The organism is Bacillus cereus (assembly GCF_002561295.1).
In the GTDB taxonomy this organism is placed as follows: Bacteria; Bacillota; Bacilli; order Bacillales; family Bacillaceae_G; genus Bacillus_A; species Bacillus_A cereus_S.
The window spans coordinates 1-25,891 of the sequence record NZ_NTUG01000022.1 but is presented as its reverse complement, the minus strand read 5'-3'; the positions used below and the strand labels follow the sequence as shown (position 1 = coordinate 25,891).

Below are 25,891 nucleotides of genomic sequence, written 5' to 3'. Positions count from 1 at the left end.
ATGAGTATGCCAAGACGTTATAGTGAGATGACACCGCATGAACTACGAGAGGAAATTGGCATTTTAAAAGAACAGGCTGTTAAGGCAGAACAGCTCGGTATAGTAAATGAGTTTGATGTATTAATGAGAAAAATGGCAATGGCTCGTGCTTATATGACAGATATAAATGCATTTCAGGTTGGGGAAACGTATGAACTTATAGAGGAACCGGGTGTGTCATTTACAATTACGTATTTCAATGGAGTATTTGCCTGGGGACATAAACAAAATGAAACAGAGGAAATTGGTATTCCTATTTCACTATTACAAGAGAAATAAAAACCAGAGAGCCTTTGCTGCTCTGGTTTTTATTTTTCGTAGTTGTTAAAGGAGATAGGCGGTTAAATTTGGCGTTTTCTCATCTCGTTTGCCAAAATAATGAGAGACTGGGTTTGTTGCGTCTGTCCATTTACTTGCGCTTTTGCATGTTTTGGACGTGCCCAGGTAGGGTTGAATAATTCAGAACGACGATCTAAATGATTACGGTAGCTCATCTTTATCACCTCATGTAGGAAGTTAATGTATTTTTGTATTACTCTTCCTGCTGATTTGCGGCACGCATACGTTCTTGTGGGTGCGTGTTAATTGTGCCGTTAGGTCTTTTCGAAGCAAAACGTGCTTTTGCTTTCGTTGGACCATCGATTTTGCTGTTGTTTTTTGATTCAGACCAAAATTCGGCTTGTCTACCCAAGAAAAACGCCCCCTCATTATAAGATGATACTTGCTAAGAAGTATCATTTATAGAATGTGCAAAATAGAAGAAAATATCCTTTAGAAATAAAAGAAGAAATGAATAAAAGGAGAGAATAAATATGAATGATATTCATGAAACATTAACGAAAGAATTACTTGGAAAAAATGGTTTTCTTTCTTACGCTCAAGCGCGTGCATGGGTTGAATTATTATGGGAGGACTTCCAAGGAACATATGCAAAATCTGGGCGTTATCAAGGTGAAGAAATGACAGAACAAATTGTAAGAACATGGATTAATAACCACGGTGAGCGTCTTCATGAAATCCGCACGAATAATCCGAAATATAGTCATTTAATTAATCAAGACGATCATTTAAAACATTAAGAAAAGCGACCAACTTTGGTCGCTTTTCTTAATGAGGAATCAATTCTAATTTTTTGCGTAGCTTTTCTTCACTAAAAATCCATCCAGTATAGGAACTAATAATATTTAAATTTCGATCCAACTGGACGATTGCAACGAATGGATAATAGTCTTTACTTCGGTAGCGCAAATCGATAAAACGTACTTCACAATAGTTGTCGTAATCAAAAACATCCCAACGATATACAGGTGAAAAAGATAAAAATGCAGAAATGTTTTCATCCTTCTGTGCAGCTCGCATAATTTTATTATCCGGAAGTGGGATACGATCAAATTTATCATGCACCATAATATGGCCGCGGTGCCAACGGGCAACATAGTATTTGTCTTTTGTAGTAATTGCCAAATGATAATGATAAAAGCGATAGGAGGGAGAAATGATGACCTCCTCTACATTTTCGAATCGTTTGTAAACGACACTTTTTACATTTTGTCTCATTACAATCCGACCAACATAGTAGACAAACATTAAAATATATGCAGCTAGAGCAGTATATCCTTTATGAGAGCCAACGAGCATGCAAGCAATAGCGAGTATGTGGATAAAGAAAATGACAGCATCGAATGTATTAATTACACCTAATGCGACCCATTTTTTAGTAAAAGGGCGTAACGCTTGCGTGCCATATGCATTAAAAATATCAACAAATACGTGAAGAAAGACGGCAATAAACGACCAAAGTAGTAGATGAAGATAGGGTGATTCTGTAAAGAAGGCAAAGGAAATTCCACTTACAAGGAAAGACCAAAGAATAACAGCGGGAATGGAATGAGTAATTCCACGATGATTTCTTATATATTTCGCGTTATTACGTAATTTTAAGACGGTATCGATATCAGGAATATTGGAGCCAGCAATCGTTGCCAGCATAACAGCTTGTGGTCCAAAATCACTCTGACTAATGGCTGGATCTAATGTTGCTAAACTACCTAACGTTACACCCATAACAAGGTGAGTGGCTGTGTCCATGAAAACACACCTCCGTTTTTTATTAATGTAACTCTTTTTATTCGATATCTCAAGGCATTTGCCTTCTATTTCCTATATCATCTTACTTAAATTTTTTCCTAAAATCTTTATAATAGTACGTATATGCAAAAAAATGAGGGGGATCAAGTTTGGCACTTGAAATATTAGATGATTTTAACATAGAGAAGTTTCAACGTGACTTAATTAGTTGGTTTGAGAAAGAACAGCGTGATTTACCATGGCGAAAAAATAAAGATCCGTATCGTGTTTGGGTTTCTGAGATTATGTTGCAGCAAACCCGAGTAGAAGCTGTAAAACCATATTACGCAAATTTTATGGGAAAGTTCCCAACATTAGAAGCGTTGGCATCTGCCGATGATGAAGAGGTATTAAAGGCATGGGAAGGTCTTGGTTATTATTCTAGAGCGCGGAATTTACATGCAGCAGTGAAAGAAGTACAAGAAGTATATGGCGGGAAAGTGCCAAATGATGTGAAAAAAATTGAAAAGTTAAAAGGTGTTGGTCCGTATACAAAAGGTGCAATTTTAAGCATTGCATACGGCATACCAGAGCCAGCTGTAGATGGGAATGTCATGCGTGTTTTATCCCGTATATTATCAGTGTGGGATGATATTGCGAAACCTAAGACACGAAAAGTATTTGAAGAGATTGTACGTGAAATCATTTCAAAGGAAAATCCATCGTATTTCAATCAAGGTTTAATGGAATTAGGGGCTCTTATTTGTATCCCGAAAAATCCAGCGTGTTTACTTTGTCCAGTTCGAGACCATTGCCGCGGATATGCAGAAGGTGTACAAAAAGAGTTGCCGGTTAAAAGCAAGGCGAAAGCTCCTAAAATGGTGCCACTCGTTGCAGGTGTGCTGCAGACAGAGGATGGAAATTATGTAATTAACAAAAGACCGAGTACAGGATTACTTGCAAATATGTGGGAATTTCCAAATGTTGAAATAAGCGAAGGAATTCGAAATCAGAAACAGCAGTTGAGCGATTATATGAAAGAAAATTTTTCTCTTTCTGTTTCAATTGATGAATATGCAATGAACGTGCAACATACATTTACGCATCGTACATGGGATGTATTTGTATTTTATGGAAAAGTAACAAGTACGATTAAAGAAACAGATACACTAAAGATTGTATCGAAAGAAGACTTTGAGAGATTACCTTTTTCTAAATCACATCGGACGATTTATGAAGAATGTGTCAAAAAACTTCAACCTTGATGGTTGAAGTTTTTTCGACATAAACATAACAATTACTTACAAATATTTCATATTCTCTTAACAAATGACAAATACAATGAAAGTTGTAGTGAAAAATTTAAAGGGGGATAGGAAATGCTTAAAAAAGTAATCAGTTCAGCAGTTATAGCGACTTTCTTGTTTCAAGCATTAGCTGAGCCAGCTCAACTCACTTTTGCTAAGGAAAGGGAACAAAATCAGCAAGTTCTCATTTCAGAAGTGCATTATACGGATGATTTACGCTATATCGAATTGTATAACTCATCAGCGAAAGCTATGGACATGAGGAATCTTCAACTGAAGGTCAATGGAAAAGTGTTGAAACTTAAAGGGGGAAATGAAAAACAATCTGTACAACCAAAAGAAACGAAGTTAATTGTATTTGGAGATAAAACAGTTAATGAGATTAATGAACATTATAAGACGGAAGTAAAAGAAGAGCATGTAATATTTGCTGCTGAAGATTTAAGTGATGAACAAATTAAGATTGAAGTAATGAATGGGAAGAATAAAATGGTAGATGTTATTGAAACAAGAAAAGAGACGAAAGATATGTCGATTCATTCTTTTTTGAATGAAGCAAAAAAAGAGATGAAAAATGAAATACCATCGCCAGGGACTTATACTACATTCCAATCGCAGGGAAAAGAATCAACATCTACAGAATCCACACAAAAAGAAGCAGTTCAGTCAGACCCAAAACAACTAGAACCAGTACCACCGAAAGCTGCACAAACAGAACCCACACAACCCAACTCCAAAGAAGAACAACCTACACCAAAAGATAATAGTCAAAAAGAAAAGCAGTTACAAGAAACCGTACATGTGCCTAAATTGAAAATTAATGCACAGGAAGATTTACCAATCGAACTTCAGTTAGCCAGTGTATATGATAAGGCAAAAGTAAGTCTTGTATATCGTAGTGCCTCTAATTTGTTAGTGAAAAAGCTAGAGATGAATAAAGCTGAGAGTAATTTGTATTCTATTGTTGCTCCAAAGTTAGATATATGGTCTGATACATTTACATATTGGTTTGAGATTGAGCAGGATGGAAAGGTGGTCACGTTTCCGGAGAAAGAACAATTTAAGAGTGCCATCGAACATCAAAAAGAAGATTATACAAAGAATAGACCGATTATGATTACAGAACTCATGCCAGATACGATCAATGTAAAAGGAAAAGATGGATATGAGTTTATAGAGATATATAATAATTCAAGTGAAACAATACAGTTGAAAAATTATAAGTTTACTTATAAATATTCCGATACAGGAAGTGAAGATTGGAATATTACAGAAGAGGCGACAATTCCAGCTAAAGGAACGAGTGTATTTTGGATTAAAAATGAAGGAAATACTGCGCTATCAAAACAAGATTTTATTCAAGCGTATGGTGGAAATATCACCGAGAAACAAGTAATTCAAATTGAAGCTGACGGAATGTCTAATAGTGCTGGAAGGACGATTCAATTTGCAGATCCATACGGAACAGTTTTATCATCTGCAACATACGAGAAAGAGGATGTAAAGGTTGGACAAAGTATTGCTTATGCATACAAGCATGAAAGTACAGAAATGCAAAAAGTAGGTTTGTTCGAAAAAGGAACACCTGGTGTGCAAGTACCCTTTCAAGTGCCGTTAGAGCCAGTAAAACAACCCGATCAAGCTAACGTTACAATTGAGCATACACCATCAACTACTCATATAGCGACAGAAGATTTAACAATTACCGCTACGATTAAAGGCGGGGAAAATGCGGTCGTTTTGTACACACAAGATGGAAAGCTAACGCACAAAAAATTGCAGATGACGAAAGAAGGAAATGGTGATGTTTATAAAGCGACAATTCCTCAAAAAGAGCTATGGGGAGACTCGTTGTTTTATAAAATTGTCGTGCAAGATAATCAAAATACAATTGAAAAACCTTATGAAACAAAAGTAGAACATAAAAAAATAGACCCGCAAAGCCTACCACAATTTTTAATTACAGAGGTAACACCGGATACGACGAATGTTGGAAAAGCAGATGGATATGAATTTATTGAAGTGTATAACAATAGCAAGCAAGATATTAATTTTAAAGATTATACAATTCGGTATCGTTACCCATCTGAAGGACCAGAGGGTGATCTCATTTGGGGATCTACTCCAGATGATGTTGTCATCCCATCAGGGGAATCTCTTGTATTCTGGATTATAAACGGTGAAAATAATGAGAAAACTGTAGCTGATTTTAATAAACAGTTTGGTGCGAACTTAGTAGAAAATAAAAATATTGTTAAAATATATTCTAATGGGATGGCAAATGGTAGTGCACGTGGCATTGTTGTTGCAACAAAGACGGGGAATGAAATTGCAGCTGCTTATTACAATGATCAAGCTAATCAAGCTGATGTGAAAGCGAATAAGGGAATTTTATATCGTTATCCTCAAGATGGTTCGCAAATTATGCAAAAAATTAGTAGTGCAGAGCATAATGCATCCCCAGGAACTATATTCGAAGGTCAAGTACCTGCTGAACGAGTTGTTTTAAAAGAAGATACGATTGTACCGACGATTTCACATAAAGTGGCAGAAGGGCTAATTTCTGAATTTCAAGATCATAAATTGAGCTTCTCCGTTCTTGATAACGAACAAGTGAAAAGTGTGAAATTATATTACAAAACGAATGATAACGCAGAATATAAAGTTGAAAATTTAGTAGAAGATCGTCTAGATAAACAATACCATTATACGATTTACTCGCCTGAATTAATTGGAAAAGAAAAAATAACATATTATTTGGAAGCTTCGGATGGCTTAAATGTAGTGAAAAGTGATATGTATGCAGTGAAAATAGATGGTGAGAAAGATAAAAATCCTCTTCGTCTCAATGTAAAAGATGATGAGGTAGTTGCAAATCAAGTTTTATTAAAAGGAACTTCGTCATCGGTTGGATTTGAACAACTTTCTCTTTTAGTGGATGGACAGAAAGTAGAGACAGATACATACAGTACTTTAGAGAAGCCAGCTTATTTTGCATTCGATGTAAAGCAAACTGATTTGTATTTTAAAAATGCGGTTACGATTGGGAAAGACGTATTGCGTGTATTTGATGATACGTATAGTGATTATGTCACATTAACTGTAAAAATTGATCAATCAAAGATTAAATATAACGAGCCATTCAAAATTGATATCAGATCTGGCACAAAAACGTCTCCATTTGATGATCGAGTGGAAGAGAACAAAGATGATTTTTATTTGAAAAATGCCCGTCTTGTATTAGCGGATGGAACGACTTTATATGATCCGAACTTTGCAAATCCAAATCAGGAATTATCAGTTGGTGATGGAGATACATCAACGCCGGTATTTTCATTTGAATTTAAAGTTCCAGAAGAGAAATTTATTTCGAATGCGTACTTATGGGATACAAAGAAAGTGAAGGACGGGAAACATCGAATTACAGTGCAAGATGGTGTGAATAAAGAAGCTGTTGCGAATGTAAAAGTCGATAATACACCACCGCAGATTTCTACTACAGTACAAAATAAGAAATATAAAGGGAAAATTCCAATTGATGTAACAGTTACGGATGATATAGCAGGAGTAAAGAGTAAAAAAGTAATTTTGGATGGGAAAGAGATTGAAACTCCATATGAAACGTCCTCTGCGCAATTAGCAGCAGGAAAGCATGAGTTGCATATGGAGGCTGAGGATCAAGTGGGAAATCGTCAAGAGAAGACTGTGATGTTTGAAACATGGGCAGAAGATCCGACAGATCCTACCCCTATTTTTCCTAAAGATGGGGAGGAAAATGTGAGTACGAATCCAACACTTGAAGCAAAAGTAACCGATCCAACAAATGATGCAATGAAGGCGACGTTTTATAAAGGGTATGCGTATAAGCCGAATCAAACAGACCACATGAAAATTACTGAAAATATGATAGAACAGGAGCCACCACAGGGCTTTGATGTAAGTGGTGAGAAGAGTTTGGATAAGGATCAGTTAAGCAAAGTTAGTAAAAAAGATGGGAAATATTATACAACAGAATCGACAGAAAAATTTCCATACCATCGTTTTGATGTAACAGTCGCTGCTGACGTAAGAAACGATGATACGGTAGAAGTGAAATGGTACGGTCATTCTCTAGAGGGAAGAAAAGTTACGATGTATGCTTGGAACTACGCGACAAATAAGTGGACAGAGCTCGCATCGGAAATTTCTGGAAACAAAGATTTTGAATTAAAAGGTGCAGTATTAGCGAAAGAATATGTGAAAAATCAAAAAGTAAGTGTGATCGTGCAAGATCAAATTCCAAGTTCACCAAATAAGTTTGATTACACGTTTGTATGGATGTCGGATACACAGTACTACTCTGAAAGTTATCCGTATATTTATAAAAGTCAGGTTGACTGGATTGCAGCACAAAAAGACCCATTAAATATTAAATATGTATTCCATACAGGAGATCTTGTTGATAAGTCATATCAAGAATTTCAATGGCAGCGCGCAGATGAGTATATGAAAGTATTAGAAAATACAAACGTACCGTATGGTGTGCTGGCTGGGAATCACGATGTTAATCATAAGGATGAAGACTATACAGCCTACTCGAAATATTTTGGAGACTGGCGTTTTAAAGATAAGCCATTTTATGGTGGAAGTTATAAGGATAACCGTGGGCACTACGATTTGATTTCAGCAAAAGGTAACGACTTTATTATGCTGTATATGGGATGGGGCGTTACAGATGAAGATATTCAATGGATGAAGGGAATATTGCAGAAATATCCAAATCGAAAAGCGATTTTATCATTCCATGAATATTTACTGGTATCCGGTAATCGTAGTCCAATTGGCGATAAAATTTATAATGAGGTAGTTAAGCCAAATAAAAATGTGTTAGCTGTGCTGAGTGGACATTATCATGATAGTGAGACTTTAGTGGATGAAATTGATGATAATGGTGACGGAGCCCCAGATCGGAAAGTATATCAAATGCTAGCGGACTATCAAGGTGGTCCAGAAGGTGGACAAGGTTATATGCGTCTTTTACAATTTGATACAACAGCGAACAAAATGTATGTAAAAACATACTCTCCATATTTAAATGAATATAACTTTTATAAACCAGAAGACTATCCAGGAAAAGATGAATTTGAATTAGATGTTGATTTGAAGCCTGCGATAAAACAAGTTGCAACAGACTATGTAGAAGTAAATGTATACACGAATGAAGTCATTGGTAAAGATAATTTTGTAGCAAATTGGCGCAATGCAAAAGTGAAATTAGAGAATTTAAAAGAAAATACGACGTATCAATGGTATATCAAAGTTGAAGATCGATATGGTGGTCGAGTAACGTCACCAGTTTGGTCCTTTACAACAGGTAAAAAAGGTTGGAGATGGAACGTGTTCCCGAATTAGGGAACACGTTTTTTAGTCGTAAGAAATTTTTGTACCGTGCGTCCAATCCGCTTCACTTTTTTGAAGACCGCCCCGTGATTCAATTTCTTTTATAATTTCTTTGTAGATTGTTTGGCCTTCTACGTTTAAATAAGGCATGATCTGCTGTAAGGAATGGTGAAAATAAGCTAATTCATCTTGTTTCCATTCCTCTTTTGAAATCATAGATAGTTCTGTCATATCGCGTCCAACGTACATGCTATGCACCTCCATCATATATAGTTTGAATGAGCCTAAGAATATATATGCGCCAATTTAAAATAATTTTACGGATATCTTTTAGAATGGTTGGTTACATTATTGATTGTGGAGGTGAGAAAGATGAGTAAAAAACAACAAGGTTATAACAAAGCAACTTCTGGTGCTAGCATTCAAAGTACAAATGCTAACTATGGTACAGAGTTTGCGACTGAGACAAACGTACAAGCAGTAAAACAACAAAACGCACAATCAGAAGCAAAAAAATCACAAGCTTCTAGCGCTGGTGTTCAAAGTGCAAATGCTAGTTACGGCACAGAGTTTGCAACAGACACAGATGTGCAAGCAGTAAAACAACAAAACGCAAAATCAGCGGCGAAAAAATCGCAATCTTCTAGCACGAATCAATAACAAAGAAAAACACTTCTCGATTCAAGAGAAGTGTTTTCTTTGTGTGAAAAGAAGGATCTGTTGCTGGTGAAAATCCAAAAGGTATTCAAAGCAATTATTTTGAGAATTTTGTAGGGAGAGCCGACATAACTTCTAATAAGTCAACAAATGTAGTCAAAGGAGAATGAGGAGGGGCATTAGAAAATATGTAGTAGTGATGAATCCTGTATGAATAGATGTGGAAATGTATCCCGCTATTCGTGGATAGTAAAATTCCAACTCGAAATTTAGCCAAAAGCAAAGAAGTTAGGTGGAGGCCTGTCTGTAAAAGCACGAATGGTGAGGGCTGACAATCAGTGTGGGATGGAGAAAACCCCACTGATTAAAGTTTTACTTTATTAGAAACAGGAGGTAAATGATGAATTTATTTGATAAGTTGGTAGGAGAGCAGTTGCAAACAATGGATGAGTTACTGAAGTTACAAGCGCATCTAGAAAAGTACCAACAGATCGAAGTAAGTGAAAGAGAAAATTATGATAAAAAAGATTTGCATTTTATTCGTCAAGAAATAAACAGGACAGAACAAGCTTTGAAGCTCTTACATGAAAAGTTTGAACAACAAACAAATGAAGTCATACATTCTTTTGAAACTGAAAAAATAATTTCTAACTAAAGAAGTGATGTGTGTTGATATGTTATTTTGAGGAGCCCTTTTTAATTTATGAAGAAGGGCTTTTTGGTATATCATGATTTATCTCGCTATTTGCGGGTAGTAAGCCCCTCGCCTTACATTTCAGCGAAGGATGATTGAAGTTCCACTTTATCAAGGAAGGTGGATTTTTTCGTGGTTACAAAACTTAGAGTGTATCGGTTTAGTTTTAAAATTTTGACAAAAAAGTTATAATAGAAAAAAAGTGAATTCGGCTCAATATGTTTTTAACAGAAACAATACGAGTTAAGGCAACCTTAGAAGAGCGTTCACAGTGAAAGAAGGGAGCACGTATGGGATTTCCCAAAGAAGGAGAAAAAGTACAAATACATAGTTATAAACATAATGGCTCCATTCATAGAATGTGGGAAGAGACTACAATTTTAAAAGGGACGCAAAGTCTTGTAATTGGTGCAAATGATCGGACTATAGTAACGGAATCAGATGGTCGGACATGGATTACACGCGAGCCTGCAATTTGTTATTTTCATTCAAATTATTGGTTTAATGTAATCGGTATGTTACGAGAAGAGGGCGTATACTATTATTGTAATTTAAGTTCTCCATTTGCGTATGATTCTGAAGCGCTAAAGTATATTGATTATGATTTGGATATTAAAGTATATCCGGATATGACGTATACACTTTTAGATGAAGATGAGTATGAGAAGCATAGTCAGATGATGAATTATCCTCCAGTGATTGATACGATATTAAAAAGAAATGTAGAGTATTTAACACAGTGGATTCATCAAAGAAAAGGACCATTCGCGCCAGATTTTGTAGACATGTGGTATGAACGGTATTTAATGTATAGAGATTAGAACAAACCTGCAGGGGATTTCCCGGCAGGTTTGTCCTATTGAAGGGGGGATTATATGCAAGGAATAAAAAGATATTTACAATTTGTAAAACCGTATCGCTGGCTTATTACAATTACAATTATTATTGGACTTATTAAGTTTGGGATTCCGCTTATTATGCCGTGGCTATTAAAGTATATTATTGATGATGTAATTCAAGGGAATGGATCACTTCAGGAAAAAACATCTCAATTGATAACAGCAATCGGCATTGCCTTTTTTATTTTCGGTGTATTAAGGCCGCCTGTTGAATATTATCGCCAATATTTTGCGCAGCGTATTGGTAATACAGTGCTTTATGATTTACGAAAACATATTTTTGGCCATCTGCAAAAATTGAGCTTACGCTATTATTCCAATACAAAAACAGGTGAAATCATTTCACGTGTCATTCATGATGTGGAGCAGACAAAGGATTTTGTTATTACAGGGCTTATGAATGTTTGGCTTGATACGGCTACTATTTTTATTGCGGTTGTAGTTATGTTTTCGATGAATATAAAATTAACGCTCGTTGCATTACTCATTTTGCCAATCTATGCAGTTGCGGTGAAATATTTCTTTGGGCGTCTTCGTAAATTAACGAGAGAGAGATCGCAAGCATTGGCAACAATGCAAGGTTATTTACATGAGCGTATCCAAGGGATGCAAGTGACGCGCAGTTTTGCATTAGAAGAGTATGAAAAGGGACAATTTGAAACGAAAAATAATGAATTTTTAACAAAAGCATTAACACATACAAGTTGGACCGCCCGTACTTTTTCTACAGTGAATACGTTAACGGATTTGGGACCATTACTTGTTATTGCATTTGCAGCATATGAAGTGATTCAAGGTTCTTTAACACTTGGAACGATGGTTGCTTTTGTTGGGTATATGGATAGTTTATATAGTCCATTACGGCGTCTTGTTAACTCTTCCACAACACTCACACAATCATTTGCATCAATGGATCGAGTGTTTGAGTTGCTAGATGAAAAGTATGATATTGTAAATACTCCAAACGCAGTTTCAGCAAAAAAGCTTTCAGGTGAAATTGTATTTGATCAAGTTTCATTTCGGTATAATACGAATGAAAAAGACGTATTACATCATCTTTCTTTCTCCATTCGTCCTGGAGAAAAAGTTGCCCTTGTTGGAGCAAGTGGAGGAGGAAAGTCCTCACTTGCTAGTTTAATTCCAAGGTTTTATGATGTTTCTAGCGGTGCGATTTATGTGGATGGTGTGAATGTACGAGACTATGACGTAAGAAATTTACGTAGTCACATCGGTATTGTTTTACAAGATAATTTATTATTTAGTGATACGATTCAATCTAATATTCTATACGGAAACCCAAAAGCAACGAAAGAGGAAGTGATTGCAGCTGCTAAGGCAGCGCAGATTCACAACTTTATTATGAATTTGCCAGATGGTTACGATACGGTTGTTGGAGAAAGAGGAGTGAAACTGTCGGGAGGACAAAGGCAGCGTGTAGCAATTGCACGCGTCTTCTTGAAAAATCCGTCTTTACTTATATTAGACGAAGCAACATCGGCTTTAGATTTAGAGAATGAAAGGCATATTCAAGAGGCTCTTCAAACATTAGCTGCGGACCGGACAACAATCATTATTGCTCATAGATTGGCGACTATTACACATGTAGATACAATTATATATATTGAAGATGGTGAAATAAAAGAAAAGGGTTCTCATGAGCAATTAATGCAAAAACGGGGATTTTATTATAACTTATATCAAATTCAACATATAGAACAAACAGCCCCTTTGGCATAAAGGGGCTGTTTCTTTATTCGTCTTCTTTTTTTTCATCAATTTTTAGTTCGTCTTCTGGTTTGTGATACGTATAAAAACTATCTACGAGTAGATCTAGATGTTCAACTTCTTCACTGTAATTAATAATTGAAGAAATCAATGGGAAGAGATGTAACCATATTTTATATGATTCTTCATCTTCTTTATTTTGATAGTCCATAAATATATCGATTAATTCTTGCTTACCAGTTTCTACTTCATCAAGCATCTCAACAGATTGTTGTTTTTTTGCTTTACCAATGAATTTTAATAAAACTTGTTCATGATAATGTGTTAATGAATCTAATTCATTTTGAATGGATTCTTGAAACGATTCAGGCATATATCGTAATTCATTTTCAGTACGATGTAATGCTTTTAATGTACTCAAAGCACGGCTCGTTGTTGCTAACATTTGTCTAAATAAGACAAGCTTACGAATTTTTGCGAATTTTACCTTTTTCGTATAGCTTCTTTCTTCTTTGTACAGTAAGTAGTAATGATTTAATTTAATCATTTTTTCTTTCATACGATCAATATCTGTTTTCAATGTTGTAAAATCAGAAGCTTGCCTGCTGTTCATACGAATCCATTTTACGATTTCTTCAGTATTATCAACGATACGATGATACAGTTTCGTTTCGTATTTTGGAGGCATAAATATTAAGTTTACAAGTGAAGCGGCAATAATTCCGACCATAATGGTTGTAAAGCGAAGTAAGGCGAAATCAAAGAAATCAGCACCTTGATATTCCATAATCGCAATAACTGTAACTAAAGCGATAGATATTGTATTTTCTAAACGTAATTTGAGTGTGAGAGCAATAACCAATATACAAGTTAATCCAATAATAAAAGGATTATGTCCAAAAGCAAAGGCAAATCCGATAGCAAATACTGCACCAATTACATTTGCTTGAATTTGCTCAAGTGCTGTCAAATATGAGCGATATACAGACGGTTGCACAGCAAAAATTGCTGAAATTCCCGCAAATACAGGGCTCGGTAGTTGGAGCAAAATACAAGCAAATAAAGCTAATGTAATGGCAATACCCGTTTTTAAAATGCGAGCACCAAGTTTCATACCCTTTTTTATATCCTTTCTTTCTTGTCATTATGAATGATACAACATGATACTATACATTCATTACAATATGTTAGCAAGTGATATTTTAACGGATGTTCAAAAAGTCCGGTTTAGATAGCTGTCGCATGTCTTCGTTACGTCGTCAGTCCGGTACTCATGTAGTGTAAGCTACACTCCGTTCCTCCTGTCTTCCGCGCCTCGACCAGCTCGGCTATCTAAATCCTCCTTTTTGAACGTATATTTTAATGGATGTTCAAAAAGTCCGGTTTAGATAGCCTTCGCATGTCTTCGTTACCTTGCCAGTCCGGTATTCATGTAGTGAAAGCTACACTCCGATCCTCCTGTCTGCGGCGCCCTCGACCTACTCGGCTCTCTAGATCCTCCTTTTTAAACGTATATTTTAACGGATGTTCAAAAAGTCCGGTTTAGATAGCCTTCGCATGCCTTCGTTACCTTGCCAGTCCGGTATTCATGTAGTGAAAGCTACACTCCGATCCTCCTGTCTGCGGCGCCTCGACCAGCTCGGCTCTCTAAATCCTCTTTTTTGAACGTATATTTTTAGTGAAAAAACCTGCTGAATTTCAGCAGGTTTTCGAATTGTTATTATAGATTACTATGTGATACTCACTTCGTCAATTTTAAGTAAATAGAAATTTGCTTGTATCATTCAGTTGAAATGGATGGATCTGCTTGCTCTTTTTTCGGAATGATTTCATAAAAGTGAAGCTGAATGTCATCTAGTAACGGTGTTAGGAGAGCGCCTTCTTCATATTGTTCATGTTCGTTTAATACGCGAATGTAGTCCGATAATAATTCGGTAATGTCCGATTTTCCGTTCTTACTAAGTGGACGCAATGTTACGTTCGCTCCTTTTGCGATTCTTCTTCGTAGGGCAGATTCTGTTAAACCAAGTTCAGGGTGATGGCGTAAATAAACGACGCCACCAGTCATACCTGCGCAAATCCATGGACCGGAATCACCTAGAACGAGGGCACGGCCGTTTGTCATATATTCAAAAGCAAAACCTTTAATATTGGCATGAACGCCGAGGTTCCCGTGTTCTTTTTCTCGCAGTGGTTTTGTGATTCTTCCCCCAATAATCATATCTGCTCCAGATAAGCGGATTCCAGCGCGTGCATCCGCGTTACCTTGCACATATAAAGTTCCTTTTTGTGCACCGTATCCAAATCCTTTTCCGACAGAACCGTTATAGTATATGCCATTTTTTCCTTTTGCCTTCGTAATATAAATGCCGCCTCCAAATGATGTTTTGCCGATGCCGTCTTGTGCGCCGCCATTTACGTGAATAAATAAGTTTTCGCTATTGTAGGCACCTAATCCATTTCCGGGAATAGAACCATTTGTATATTTTAATGTGAGTGGTTCAAGCGTATTGTTTTCATATAATTTACTACGGACGCGGTAGCATGATTCCAGGCCACCCATTACGCGTTGATCTACACCAACGCCAACTAGCTCTTTTGATTGGAAAGAATCGGTTGTTACATAATCTTGTTGCTGCGGTGTTTCGGTTATTTTGTGGGAGGCCTTGCTTAGTGTTTGTAATAAATTGTGTAAATTTAATCGTTCTATGCCTCGCGTTTGTTCTAGTAAATCGGAACGACCGACGATTTCTTGTAGGTTCTCATAACCGAGTCTACCTGTTAAGCGTTTAAGCTCTGTTCCGAAAGTGGTAAAGAGGTTCAATAATCCTTCTACAGCATTTTCGAATTGACGTGGAACAAAACGGCGTAGTCCGTGCTCTTTTGCTTGCGCTTCTGACTCAATTTGTGTTGCGATACCAACATGGCATGTATCTAAGTGACAGCCACGGCACGTTGTACAACCAATTGCAATCATAGATAAAGTACCAAATCCAATGCGGTTTGCGCCAAGAAGCATAATTTTTAGTGCATCATTTACACTACGAATCCCACCATCTGCCCAAATCTCTACGTTATGTCTCATATTCGCTTCTAATAGGGCGTTATGGGCAGCTTTTACACCGATTTCAACAGGCAGCCCTACATGCTGCAGAGCATGTATACGAGCAGCGCCTGTTCCGCCATCAAAGCCGCTAATATTAATAAAATCAGCACCAGCTTTTGCGATTCCTACAGCAATTGTCCCGATGTTAGGAACAACTGGGACTTTGACAGCGACTTTTGCAAGTTGATTCGCTGTTTTAATTTCGGTAATCATTTGTGCTAAGTCTTCAATTGAGTAAATATCATGGTTATTAGAAGGAGAAATCAAGTCCGACCCAATTGTTGCATTTCGTGCTTCGGCAATTTTAGAAGTTACCTTTGATCCAGGTAAATGTCCACCTTCACCAGGTTTTGCTCCTTGCCCAATCTTAATTTCAATTAAATTTGATGAGTTTAACAATTCGGCATTTACCCCAAAACGCCCTGATGCAATTTGTTGGCCGCGTGTACGTGGGTATTTACCAATCATATCTTTAATTTCTCCGCCTTCACCGTTTAAGCTAATCATATTGAGGCGATCAGCTGCTTCGGCATACGCACGGAATGCAATTTCGTTTTGTGAACCAAATGACATTGAACTAATAATAAATGGTAAATCATGATCTTTTATGCCAATTGAAACGCGTTCAGTAGGTACTGGCTGCTCTACTTCTTTCGTTTGGACAAGGTGTCGAATTGCAATCGGATTCTTATCTTCTACTTCAGCTAATTTCTCCCGATAATTATCGTAAGTATTCCCTTTTGCTACATCACCAATCGCTTTCCAAATGCGAGGGAAGACATGGAATGTTTTTCTCATTCGAACTTTTGGATTAGGATAGTCAAGTGCTCGAGCCTTCGCATCTTCCGCTAGAGATTCAAGTGAAAATGCTAAATTGCTCGATCCTAAAAAGTTTGTAATTTGTAGTATGTTTGCAATCTCTTCGTGTAAACCAATTGAAGAGAAGAGACGACCGTAGCCACGAAGTTCATGGATGCCAATAGTCGAAATGACTTTTTCAATCCCTTTGTTTAGTGCTTTATATAAATTTATAACTGGTTCTGTTGTCCCGTCATTTACCGTTGCGAACATTAAATATGGATTAATAACATCAGCGCCTAAACCATATAGTGTAACAATATCATGTAAAGAGCGGAGAGCACCGGATCTTATCACAATAGAGCATTTTCGGCGCAGTTTGTGCTCGGTTAATACTTGGTGTACTTTAGCTGTAATCAAGTGCGGATCAATCCATAATTGTTCGTTTTGATGAGCTTTCGCATCATCAAGTAATAATAGAGAGGCTCCTTTTTTTATAGCTATTGTAGCTTCGGCACTAATTCGATTTAGTGCATCATGCAGTGTCTCGGATGCTGTGAACGTGACAGAGAGTTTGTAAACTGCACTATGAGTTGCGAATAGTTGTATAAGTTGTTCATATGAGATGGTTTCTAGATCTTCTGAGATAGATTGTGCTAAATCACCTTCTAGAATAATTGGTGATAATAGCTCAGTAACAAAAGTTTGCTGTTCTCCACCAAGTAAGCTTGGACGTTCACCTAATACTGTACGTGTAGAGAAGTGTTCAACTTCTCTATCCCGGTCGATTGCTGGGTTTGTAACAACGGCAACACTTTCTTTTATAAAATCAGCAATGTTTCTTCTTTCTGCATCAAGTGCAGCAAGAGGAGCATCGTGGCCGAGTGAACGAATGGGTTCAACACCTTTTGCAGCCATTTGCTCAAGGAGTTGGATATGCTCACGATCCCAGCCGAAAGCTACATAATGCTCTGTTTCGACTTGAGCGGGACAAGATACCCCTTCAATCTTTTCGGCGGCTGGAATGGATAAGTTGAAATGATAGTCTGAAAATTGAATACGTTGTTTCATCCGTTTATATACTTCTTCCTGATATGCTTCATACTCATAAAGAACGAGATCACCTTGAGAGTTCCACTTTAAACCTACTTTTTCCCCAGGAGCAAGTGCCTTTGGTTCTGCTACATATTCAGATGGTGATACTACACCTGGTTCAGAAGAAAAGATATAGGAACTTTCTGTTTCTACTTTCCAAACGGGACGTAAACCAAGTGAATCTACACTAAAGACAGCTTCATCTTTATAGCGTGAAATAATCCCGGCAGGCCCTTGAGCGAAATGTCCCCATGCTTCACGAATATACGTATATAGATCCTGCATGTGTGGCTCGTATAATTTAATCTCATTAATAATTGGTGGGAATAATATATCCATTGCTTCAAATAGACTGTAGTTATATTGAACGAGAAGTGTTTCTAAGGTGCGGTTTAAATCTTGAGAATCACTGCCTCCAGCAGTAAGTGGTACATCGATCATTTCGGCTTGATCGCGCAACTTGGAAATGGTGTTTATTTCACCATTATGCCCAAGGATGCTAAATGGCTGTACGCGAAAAAAATTAGATAATGTATTGGTAGAATAGCGATTATGTCCAAGTGTCATAGTTGATGCGATAAGAGGATGTTGCAAATCGTCATAGTAGGCAACAAGTGTATCACCAGCACCGAGAACTTTGTATACCACATGGTTGTGACTTAATGAAGCAACATGAATTGCTGTATTCTCCTCAATTTCAATTGTTACATTGAATAAGAATTGATCGATATTTTTGGTTTGTGTTGTTTCGGAAAGAAGGGCGACTTGCCAAAATACTGGTTCTTCTTGTTTGCCCAGAGGACCAAGGGCATCAGAATTTATTACATCATCACTTTCAAAAATAACAGTGAAATTTTTGTTATTTAATGTATTACGAATACTGTTTTTTAAAAGAGTAGGATTTTCTTTCTTGTTTAGAAAAAAATGTCCAACGATAAAGTGGGGATGATCCACAATCGTTGGATTGTATCCACTATTTTTTAATTTTTCTTTCCAAAGGGCTTTTGGTAAGTCGATATGAATTCCAATACCATCGCCTTCACCATTAATAAAGCCAGCGCGATGGTTCATTTTTACAAGTGATTGTACACAAAGATTGATGTTTGCCTTTGTTGGGACATTCTGTTTTTCCATAACGGAAACGATTCCACATGCATCGTGTTCTGCATTTGCGTAATTTCGAAATAAAGACGGTGTCCATTTATTTGTATTGTTAGGCATCCGTCGCTCCCCCCTCTGTGATAAAAATAAGAATAATCTGATTTTTATATTTGTATGACCTTATAAACAGTGAAACAATAAACATAAAACTGGAGATTAAACAGATAATTATGAATAATTATACTATTAATGTGTGATTTATGAAATAGAAAAAAGAAAAAAATAGAGGGAGGCCTCTATTTTTTCTTTTGAGTACGTATTTTCTTATGCGTTTGCTAAGGCAGCGAATGCTCTACCCACGGCCTCGATTGTATACTCAATATCTTCTTTTGTATGTTCTGTTGTTAAGAACCAAGCTTCGTATTTAGACGGAGCTAAGTTAACCCCTTCATTAAGCATAAGCTTGAAGAATTTACCGAACATTTCTCCATCTGTATTTTGAGCAGCGTCATAATCTTCAATTGTATTTGTTGTGAAGTATACAGTTAACGCACCTTTTAGACGATTTACTGTAATATCGATACTATGTTTTGCAGCTTGTTCTAAAATGCCCGTTTCAAGCATTGCACCAAGCTCATCTAATTTCTCATATACGCCTTCTTGCTGAAGAACTTCTAGGCATGCGATACCTGCAGCCATAGATGCTGGATTTCCTGCCATTGTACCAGCTTGATATGCAGGTCCAAGAGGAGCGACTTGTTCCATAATCTCTTTTTTACCACCGTATGCGCCGATTGGAAGTCCACCACCAATTACTTTACCAAGCGCTGTTAAATCTGGTGTTACACCAAGTAAATCTTGAGCACCACCGTACATAAAGCGGAACGCTGTGATTACTTCATCATAAATAACAAGTGCACCAGCTTCGTGAACAAGTTCATTTACTTTTTCTAAGAATCCAGGTTTAGGTTCCACAATTCCGAAGTTCCCAACGATCGGTTCTACAAGAATAGCCGCTACCTCATGGCCCCATTTGTCTAACGCCTCTTTTAATGTCTCTACATTATTAAATGGAACAGTAATAACTTCTTGTGCAATACTTTGTGGTACACCAGCAGAATCAGGAGTACCAAGAGTAGAAGGACCAGAACCAGCTGCTACAAGAACTAAGTCTGAATGACCGTGGTAGCAACCAGCAAACTTCATAATTTTTGTGCGGCCCGTATAAGCGCGAGCCACGCGAATTGTTGTCATAACAGATTCCGTACCAGAGTTTACGAAACGAACTTTATCTAAAGCAGGCATTGCTTCTTTTAACATTTTCGCAAATTTTACTTCTAGAGCTGTTGGTGTTCCGTATAGTACACCATTTTCAGCGGCCGTTTTAATTGCTTCTGTTACGTGAGGATGTGCGTGTCCTGTAATGATTGGACCGTATGCTGCTAAATAATCGATATATTTGTTACCATCTACATCCCAAAAATAAGCACCTTTTCCGCGTTCCATTGCAACAGGTGATCCACCACCAACTGCTTTAAAAGAACGAGAAGGACTGTTAACACCACCAACGATATGTTCTAACGCTTCTTTATGTAATGCTTCTGATTTTGTGAAATTCACTACAATTCATCTCCTTACAAAAATCTATGTATTATTCTAACATGTTTTTCAAAAAGACGTATTGTTTGTGATAGGAATGGCAGTTGGGTAAACTATTCGTTGTGGTATTGAGGAAGGGGGCCGATTATGAAGTCGGTAATTGAAGTACAAGGATTAAGGAAAGAGTTTACAGCATATTCAAGCCGTTCTGGTTTAAAAGGTGCGTTTCGCGATTTATTAAATCGTAATTATAAAATAGTGCCAGCAGTGAATGATGTTTCGTTTACTGTAAAACAAGGTGAAATGGTTGGTTATATTGGTGAAAATGGTGCTGGAAAATCAACAACCATTAAAATGCTAACAGGGATTTTAACGCCAACGTCTGGTCAAATTACCGTAAATGGTATGAATCCACATAAACAGAGAGAAGAATTTGTAAGAACGATTGGTGTTGTATTTGGACAACGTTCGCAACTTTGGTGGGATATTGCAGTGCAAGAATCATTTCGCTTATTAAAAAAAGTGTATGGTGTATCAGACATCCAGTATAAAGAACATATGGAGCATGTGATTGAAACATTAGATATTGGACCTTTGTTAGATAAGCCGGTGCGAAAGTTATCGCTCGGTCAAAGAATGCGTTGTGAATTAGCGGCGGCATTAATTCATAATCCACCACTATTATTTTTAGATGAGCCAACGATTGGACTAGACGTTCTGGTGAAATTAAAAATTCGTGAGTTTTTAAAAGAAATGAATGAACGGTATAAAACAACAATTTTATTAACAACGCATGATATTACAGATATTGAAGCTTTGTGTGAACGCGTCATTATGCTGGATGAAGGAAGTATTATGTATGATGGATCATTAGAAAAGCTTCGTTCACAGTGGGGAGCAGAAAAAGAAATACATTTTCAATTTACTGCACCAGTCTCCTATCAACAACTCTCAATGTTAATGCCGGATAATCAAGTGGTTTGGTCAGAAGGAAAAGAAGAATATACATGGATTGCGAAAATTCCAAATGAAGAAGTGATAATTTCTATGCTCATTTCTAAAGTCGTGCAAGCTTTTCAAATTAAAGATTTAAAAATTAATGAAGTTTCGACAGAAGAAATTATCCGTAATATTTATGAAGAGGGTATGATTCATGGGTAAGTATATTGAAATGATTCGTGTTCGTTTTTTAATGATGCTTGCTTACCGAACAAACTATTATAGTGGCATTTTAATTTATACGATTAATATCGGGGCGTATTATTTTTTATGGCAAGCTATTTATAGTGGGAAAGAGAATATTGAAAGTTTATCCATTTCCCAAATGACAACTTACATTGCTATTGCGTGGATGGCGCGGGCTTTTTATTTTAATAACATTGACAGAGAAATTGCGATGGAAATTCAAGAGGGGCGTGTAGCTGTTGAATTAATTCGTCCATACAATTATTTAGGAATGAAAGTTATGCAAGGCCTTGGAGAGGGAATCTTCCGTTTTGCATTCTTTTCTATTCCTGGCATGATTATTGTTACGCTTGTATTCTCGTTACAAATTACAACGAATTTTCAAACGTGGTTATGGTTCTTTTTGTCATTAATATTCAGTTTTATTATTAATACACAAATTAACTTAATGACAGGCATGCTCACCTTTTTCTTATTTAATAATAGTGGGATTATGTATGCAAAGCGTGTTGTTATTGATTTATTTTCTGGTTTATTACTACCGATTAGTTTTTATCCTCTATGGGCGCAAAAAGCAATGGTGTTTTTACCATTTCAAGCAATCAGCTATATTCCAAGTATGATTTTTTCTGAAGGGATACAAGGGAGTAAGTTATATGAAGCTTTATTATTCCAAATGATTTGGGCAGTAGTGCTTATTATTCCGATTGTGCTGATGTGGAAAACGGCGAGAAAACGCCTAATTGTACAAGGGGGATGATGAGATGCTATATATAAAACTGTTTTTGCAATATGCGAGCCAATATATAAAAACCAAACTCGAGTATCGCGGTGATTTTATCGTTGGGTTATTATCTGATTTACTATTACAAGCTGTTAATTTAATTTTCATCCTTGTCGTTTTTGGACATACACAGACGTTAAAAGGGTGGAGCCGAGAAGAAGTAATCTTTATTTATGGATTTTTCTTAGTACCTTTTGCAATCTTTTCTGCTTTCTTTAATATATGGGACTTTAATGATAGATATATTATTAAGGGGGAAATGGATCGCGTTTTAACAAGGCCGATTCATAGTCTATTTCAAATTATATTAGAACGAATGGAACTGGAGTCTTTAATTGGTGCAGTGACTGGAATGATTGTAATGGGATATGCGGCAGTAGAGCTTCAATTATCTTTTTATTGGTACGATTTCTTTCTGTTCTTATTTATGGTAGCCGGAGGAGCGCTTGTATATGGTGGTATATTTGTGACTCTTGCAAGTACCGGGTTTTGGTCCGATGCGAAAAGTTCGATTATGCCACTGATGTATAACATAGGAAATTACGGGCGTTATCCGGTCGATATTTATAATCGTGTAATTCGTTTTATTTTAACGTTTGTATTACCATTTGCATTTGTTGGTGTATATCCAGCAGCATATTTTCTTAGAAAGACAGAATGGAACAGTTATGCGTTTGCGACGCCAATTGTTGGTGTGATCTGTTTCACTATTGCAATTGCACTTTGGAATCAAGGTGTGAAAAGATACCGAGGTGCGGGGAACTAACTAGGGGTTAGTTTCGATGGGATAAATTATGTGTTGTCCTCATACATATAAGATGAGGTGGAGGACATGTTATGGGGACTTATTTTATTAATTGCAGCGATTGCTGTGCTGCGAAGTATTCAAATATTGTGGAGCTCATACTCGGACTCGAAGCGTTTCTTTTCCTTGTATAACCTAGCTTCATTATTTCTAATTTATACGACGGTGCTTATCGCATTTGGATTAAGTTATGTTGTATTAGAGGAAAGTGGATTTGCCACTTTGAGAGAAAATGGAGAAAGTTTAAATGTTCATTCTTTCCAATTGGTAGAAGTGTGTTTATACTTTAGTGCGGTTACGCTATTATCAGTTGGGTATGGTGATGTAACTCCTGTTGGAATTGGACGCTGGATTGCAATTATTGAAGCGTTGATTGGATATACTTTACCATTTGCATTCGTAGTCCGGACTGTGATAGATAATGAAAAATAAAGTGAAACTTTAATCAGTGCGGGTTTTCTTTATTCACCACTGATTATTAGCCCTCACCAACCGGGCCTTTACGGGTAGTTTATTTCCCGCTTAACTTCTTTAGAAAAGCGAAAGCGGCTCATTCAGAATCGCAGGACGCCCACGTACCCAACAGAGAGGCGCTTTTTGCCTCACCTGAGGGGGCGAGATGACCGGAGATTCTAGCCGCTAGAGCTGGCATTGCTCCCGCCGAGTTTTGAGGTGGGAGTATTATTATTGCCCGTTAGTGCGGGGGAAGGTAACATTTGTTATAGTAGAAGGAAAAGACGAGGAGTGACAAAGATGGTCGCAGTAGGAGAAGTGGCACCAGATTTTACATTAGAAGGAAGTAACGGAGAGCAGATTACACTATCGGATTTTCGTGGGAAAAATGTAGTGTTATATTTTTATCCGAAAGACATGACACCAGGGTGTACAACAGAAGCATGTGATTTTCGTGATGCATACGGATTATTTCGAGAAAAAGATACAGTTATACTAGGGGTAAGTCCAGATTCAGCGAATAGACATTTGAAGTTTATTGAAAAACATGATTTGCCATTCGTACTTTTAGTAGATGAGGATCATAAAGTAGCGGAACGATACGATGTATGGAAGTTGAAAAAGAACTTTGGAAAAGAGTACATGGGAATTGAAAGATCTACGTTTCTTATTAATAAAGATGGTGAATTAGTAAAAGAATGGCGAAAAGTAAAGGTAAAAGGGCATATTGAAGATGTCCTTTCGTGTTTAAGTTAAGTCTCAGCATGAATAAAGAATGAAAGAAAATTTATTATGATGTAAGTAAGATGAGGCATATGTCTATACGCTTTTACTGATGCTTCATACATTAAAAAGTAGGGTATCCTCCTCAGATGATAGTATTCCAAGTGCGATTATTTCGCACTTTTTTCTATGTAAATGTATAAAGGTGGGGCAAACATACATAAGAATAAGGTTAGGTGAAAAATAAACTACATAGGTATAGTAGAAATATTGACGATTGATAAGAAAAAGAGTACACTCTTTATAAGAATTATAAAATAATAATCCGTATAGAATCGGGGTGCATGACGGTGGTCAAAGAAGAATTAAAAGAAGCGCTAGAAATGCTGAAGAATACGGGTGTACGCATTACTCCACAGCGTCATGCTATTTTAGAGTACCTTGTGGAATCTATGACGCACCCAACAGCGGATGAAATTTATAAAGCGTTAGAAGGTAAATTCCCAAATATGAGTGTTGCAACTGTCTATAATAACTTACGTGTATTTAAAGAAGTTGGGCTTGTTAAGGAACTAACTTATGGAGACGCTTCAAGTAGATTTGATTATGTTACAAGTCAGCATTACCATGTGATTTGCGAAAAATGTGGTAAGATTGTTGATTTTCCTTATGGAGGTTTGGAGCAACTTGAAGATGAAGCTGCAAAAGCAACGGGCTTTGTTATTAACAGTCATCGTTTAGAAATTTATGGCGTATGTCCAGAATGTCATAAGGCGTAATATATAATAAAGAAAGAGGCTGACGGCTACGTCGACCTCTTTCTTTATTATATAAACATTCTATGCTTTGTAGTTCTTCTTGTTATATTTCTCATCAAATTCTTTTCCTTCTAAAGTGCGATCAAGCGTTAAGGGTTGATTGCAATGCATACATGCGTCTACTCGGCCGAGCATCTTTGTCGGTTTATTACAGCTTGGACACATAATCTGTACGGTCTTTGTAGATAACATACCAATCCAAAAATAAACAAAGGTACTAGCGATAACAGCCAAGAAACCGACCATCATAAAGGTAGTCATGATAATAATGTTCTCTCGAAAAAAGACGCCTAAGTATGCAATGAAGAGTCCGATAAATACTAAACTTAACGCAAAGGTTCGAATTTTATTGATTTTGTTCGAATATTTAATTCCCATGCCCATCACGCTCCTATAACAACAATATAACACAAAATTTTGAATTTTTGATTTAAAAGAGGTGAGGTTTATAAAAAAGTATAGATGGGAAAATAGGAAACGGGATGTGAAATTTTTTTGTGAAAAGTATTGACCCTGTATAACCTGCATGGTATATTAATGAACGTCGCTGATGCGAGAAATGCAGAAAGCGAAAAAATAAATAAAAAAACTTAGTTGACATCGAAAAATGAAGATGTTAACATAAGGGAGTCGCAATTGAGCGGCAAACAAGTTCTT

Annotated in this window: 22 protein-coding genes; 14 read left to right on the top strand and 8 right to left on the bottom strand. The window is 36.8% G+C overall.

Annotated elements, in window-relative coordinates; all coding sequences use genetic code 11:
* Entirely contained in the window at positions 1–318 is a 318-nt protein-coding gene (locus tag CN373_RS14840; protein ID WP_033664612.1) for a YfhH family protein, read from the top strand.
* Between the two features lie 62 nt (positions 319–380).
* Here the strand turns inward: CN373_RS14840 and CN373_RS14835 are convergent, their stop codons facing one another.
* Both CN373_RS14835 and CN373_RS14830 read right to left on the bottom strand, forming a co-directional pair.
* A complete protein-coding gene (locus CN373_RS14835) occupies positions 381–533 on the bottom strand; it encodes a YpzG family protein (RefSeq protein ID WP_000122139.1) in 153 nt (50 codons plus the stop codon).
* A 38-nt stretch (positions 534–571) separates the two neighbouring features.
* The gene (locus tag CN373_RS14830; protein ID WP_000533472.1) at positions 572–730 is read right to left on the bottom strand and encodes a small, acid-soluble spore protein K; all 159 of its coding nucleotides are present in this window, start codon (positions 728–730) and stop codon (positions 572–574) included.
* Between the two features lie 121 nt (positions 731–851).
* Between CN373_RS14830 and CN373_RS14825 the strand changes: the two genes are divergently transcribed.
* Complete coding sequence (locus tag CN373_RS14825) at positions 852–1,118, top strand: YfhJ family protein (RefSeq protein ID WP_000997859.1); 267 nt, start codon at positions 852–854, stop codon at positions 1,116–1,118.
* Positions 1,119–1,146: 28 nt separating this feature from the next.
* Here the strand turns inward: CN373_RS14825 and CN373_RS14820 are convergent, their stop codons facing one another.
* A complete protein-coding gene (locus tag CN373_RS14820; protein ID WP_000379142.1) occupies positions 1,147–2,127 on the bottom strand; it encodes a metal-dependent hydrolase in 981 nt (326 codons plus the stop codon).
* Positions 2,128–2,276: 149 nt separating this feature from the next.
* Between CN373_RS14820 and mutY the strand changes: the two genes are divergently transcribed.
* Entirely contained in the window at positions 2,277–3,371 is a 1,095-nt protein-coding gene (mutY, locus tag CN373_RS14815) for an A/G-specific adenine glycosylase (protein ID WP_098359608.1), read from the top strand.
* A 114-nt stretch (positions 3,372–3,485) separates the two neighbouring features.
* Positions 3,486–8,804, top strand: coding sequence for a lamin tail domain-containing protein (locus tag CN373_RS14810; protein ID WP_098359607.1), 5,319 nt, complete (start codon positions 3,486–3,488; stop codon positions 8,802–8,804).
* A gap of 12 nt (positions 8,805–8,816) precedes the next feature.
* On the opposite strand, the gene CN373_RS14805 is transcribed toward CN373_RS14810, so the two are convergent.
* Positions 8,817–9,041 (bottom strand): hypothetical protein, encoded by a 225-nt coding sequence (locus tag CN373_RS14805; protein WP_098359606.1) that lies wholly within the window; start codon positions 9,039–9,041, stop codon positions 8,817–8,819.
* A gap of 123 nt (positions 9,042–9,164) precedes the next feature.
* Between CN373_RS14805 and CN373_RS14800 the strand changes: the two genes are divergently transcribed.
* The 4 genes from CN373_RS14800 (at position 9,165) to CN373_RS14785 (ending at position 12,779) form a co-directional block, all read left to right on the top strand.
* On the top strand, positions 9,165–9,452 hold the full coding sequence (locus CN373_RS14800; RefSeq protein WP_000039031.1) for a gamma-type small acid-soluble spore protein: 288 nt from the start codon (positions 9,165–9,167) through the stop codon (positions 9,450–9,452).
* Between the two features lie 397 nt (positions 9,453–9,849).
* On the top strand, positions 9,850–10,104 hold the full coding sequence (locus tag CN373_RS14795) for a YgaB family protein (protein ID WP_001047874.1): 255 nt from the start codon (positions 9,850–9,852) through the stop codon (positions 10,102–10,104).
* A 329-nt stretch (positions 10,105–10,433) separates the two neighbouring features.
* Positions 10,434–10,964 (top strand): nucleoside tri-diphosphate phosphatase, encoded by a 531-nt coding sequence (ntdP, locus tag CN373_RS14790; RefSeq protein WP_000506621.1) that lies wholly within the window; start codon positions 10,434–10,436, stop codon positions 10,962–10,964.
* A 54-nt stretch (positions 10,965–11,018) separates the two neighbouring features.
* Complete coding sequence (locus CN373_RS14785; protein WP_098359605.1) at positions 11,019–12,779, top strand: ABC transporter ATP-binding protein; 1,761 nt, start codon at positions 11,019–11,021, stop codon at positions 12,777–12,779.
* Between the two features lie 13 nt (positions 12,780–12,792).
* On the opposite strand, the gene CN373_RS14780 is transcribed toward CN373_RS14785, so the two are convergent.
* From CN373_RS14780 to hemL, 3 genes are all read right to left on the bottom strand, one after another.
* On the bottom strand, positions 12,793–13,881 hold the full coding sequence (locus CN373_RS14780; RefSeq protein WP_098359604.1) for an aromatic acid exporter family protein: 1,089 nt from the start codon (positions 13,879–13,881) through the stop codon (positions 12,793–12,795).
* A 666-nt stretch (positions 13,882–14,547) separates the two neighbouring features.
* A complete protein-coding gene (locus CN373_RS14775; protein WP_001133499.1) occupies positions 14,548–18,987 on the bottom strand; it encodes a glutamate synthase-related protein in 4,440 nt (1,479 codons plus the stop codon).
* Positions 18,988–19,191: 204 nt separating this feature from the next.
* A complete protein-coding gene (gene hemL / locus CN373_RS14770; protein WP_001011875.1) occupies positions 19,192–20,487 on the bottom strand; it encodes a glutamate-1-semialdehyde-2,1-aminomutase in 1,296 nt (431 codons plus the stop codon).
* Positions 20,488–20,613: 126 nt separating this feature from the next.
* On the opposite strand from hemL, the gene CN373_RS14765 reads away from it, so the two are divergent.
* From CN373_RS14765 to perR, 6 genes are all read left to right on the top strand, one after another.
* A complete protein-coding gene (locus CN373_RS14765) occupies positions 20,614–21,627 on the top strand; it encodes an ABC transporter ATP-binding protein (RefSeq protein ID WP_000843670.1) in 1,014 nt (337 codons plus the stop codon).
* Positions 21,620–22,411 carry an ABC transporter permease gene (locus CN373_RS14760; RefSeq protein WP_000521528.1) on the top strand — a complete coding sequence of 264 codons (792 nt, stop codon included), beginning with the start codon at positions 21,620–21,622 and terminating at the stop codon, positions 22,409–22,411. The genes CN373_RS14765 and CN373_RS14760 overlap by 8 nt, the downstream gene beginning before the upstream one ends.
* A 4-nt stretch (positions 22,412–22,415) precedes the next feature.
* Positions 22,416–23,201 carry an ABC transporter permease gene (locus CN373_RS14755; RefSeq protein WP_000965744.1) on the top strand — a complete coding sequence of 262 codons (786 nt, stop codon included), beginning with the start codon at positions 22,416–22,418 and terminating at the stop codon, positions 23,199–23,201.
* A 66-nt stretch (positions 23,202–23,267) separates the two neighbouring features.
* Positions 23,268–23,672: a potassium channel family protein gene (locus CN373_RS14750; RefSeq protein WP_000964370.1), complete on the top strand. Its 405-nt coding sequence runs from the start codon at positions 23,268–23,270 to the stop codon at positions 23,670–23,672.
* Positions 23,673–23,993: 321 nt separating this feature from the next.
* Positions 23,994–24,449, top strand: a complete 456-nt coding sequence (gene bcp / locus CN373_RS14745) for a thioredoxin-dependent thiol peroxidase (protein WP_000226709.1) — start codon at positions 23,994–23,996, stop codon at positions 24,447–24,449.
* 317 nt (positions 24,450–24,766) lie between these two features.
* Entirely contained in the window at positions 24,767–25,195 is a 429-nt protein-coding gene (gene perR / locus CN373_RS14740) for a peroxide-responsive transcriptional repressor PerR (RefSeq protein WP_000237833.1), read from the top strand.
* 60 nt (positions 25,196–25,255) lie between these two features.
* Here perR and CN373_RS14735 read toward each other — a convergent pair whose 3' ends face one another.
* The gene (locus CN373_RS14735) at positions 25,256–25,612 is read right to left on the bottom strand and encodes a YgzB family protein (RefSeq protein ID WP_098359603.1); all 357 of its coding nucleotides are present in this window, start codon (positions 25,610–25,612) and stop codon (positions 25,256–25,258) included.
* Positions 25,613–25,891 lie beyond the last annotated feature (279 nt).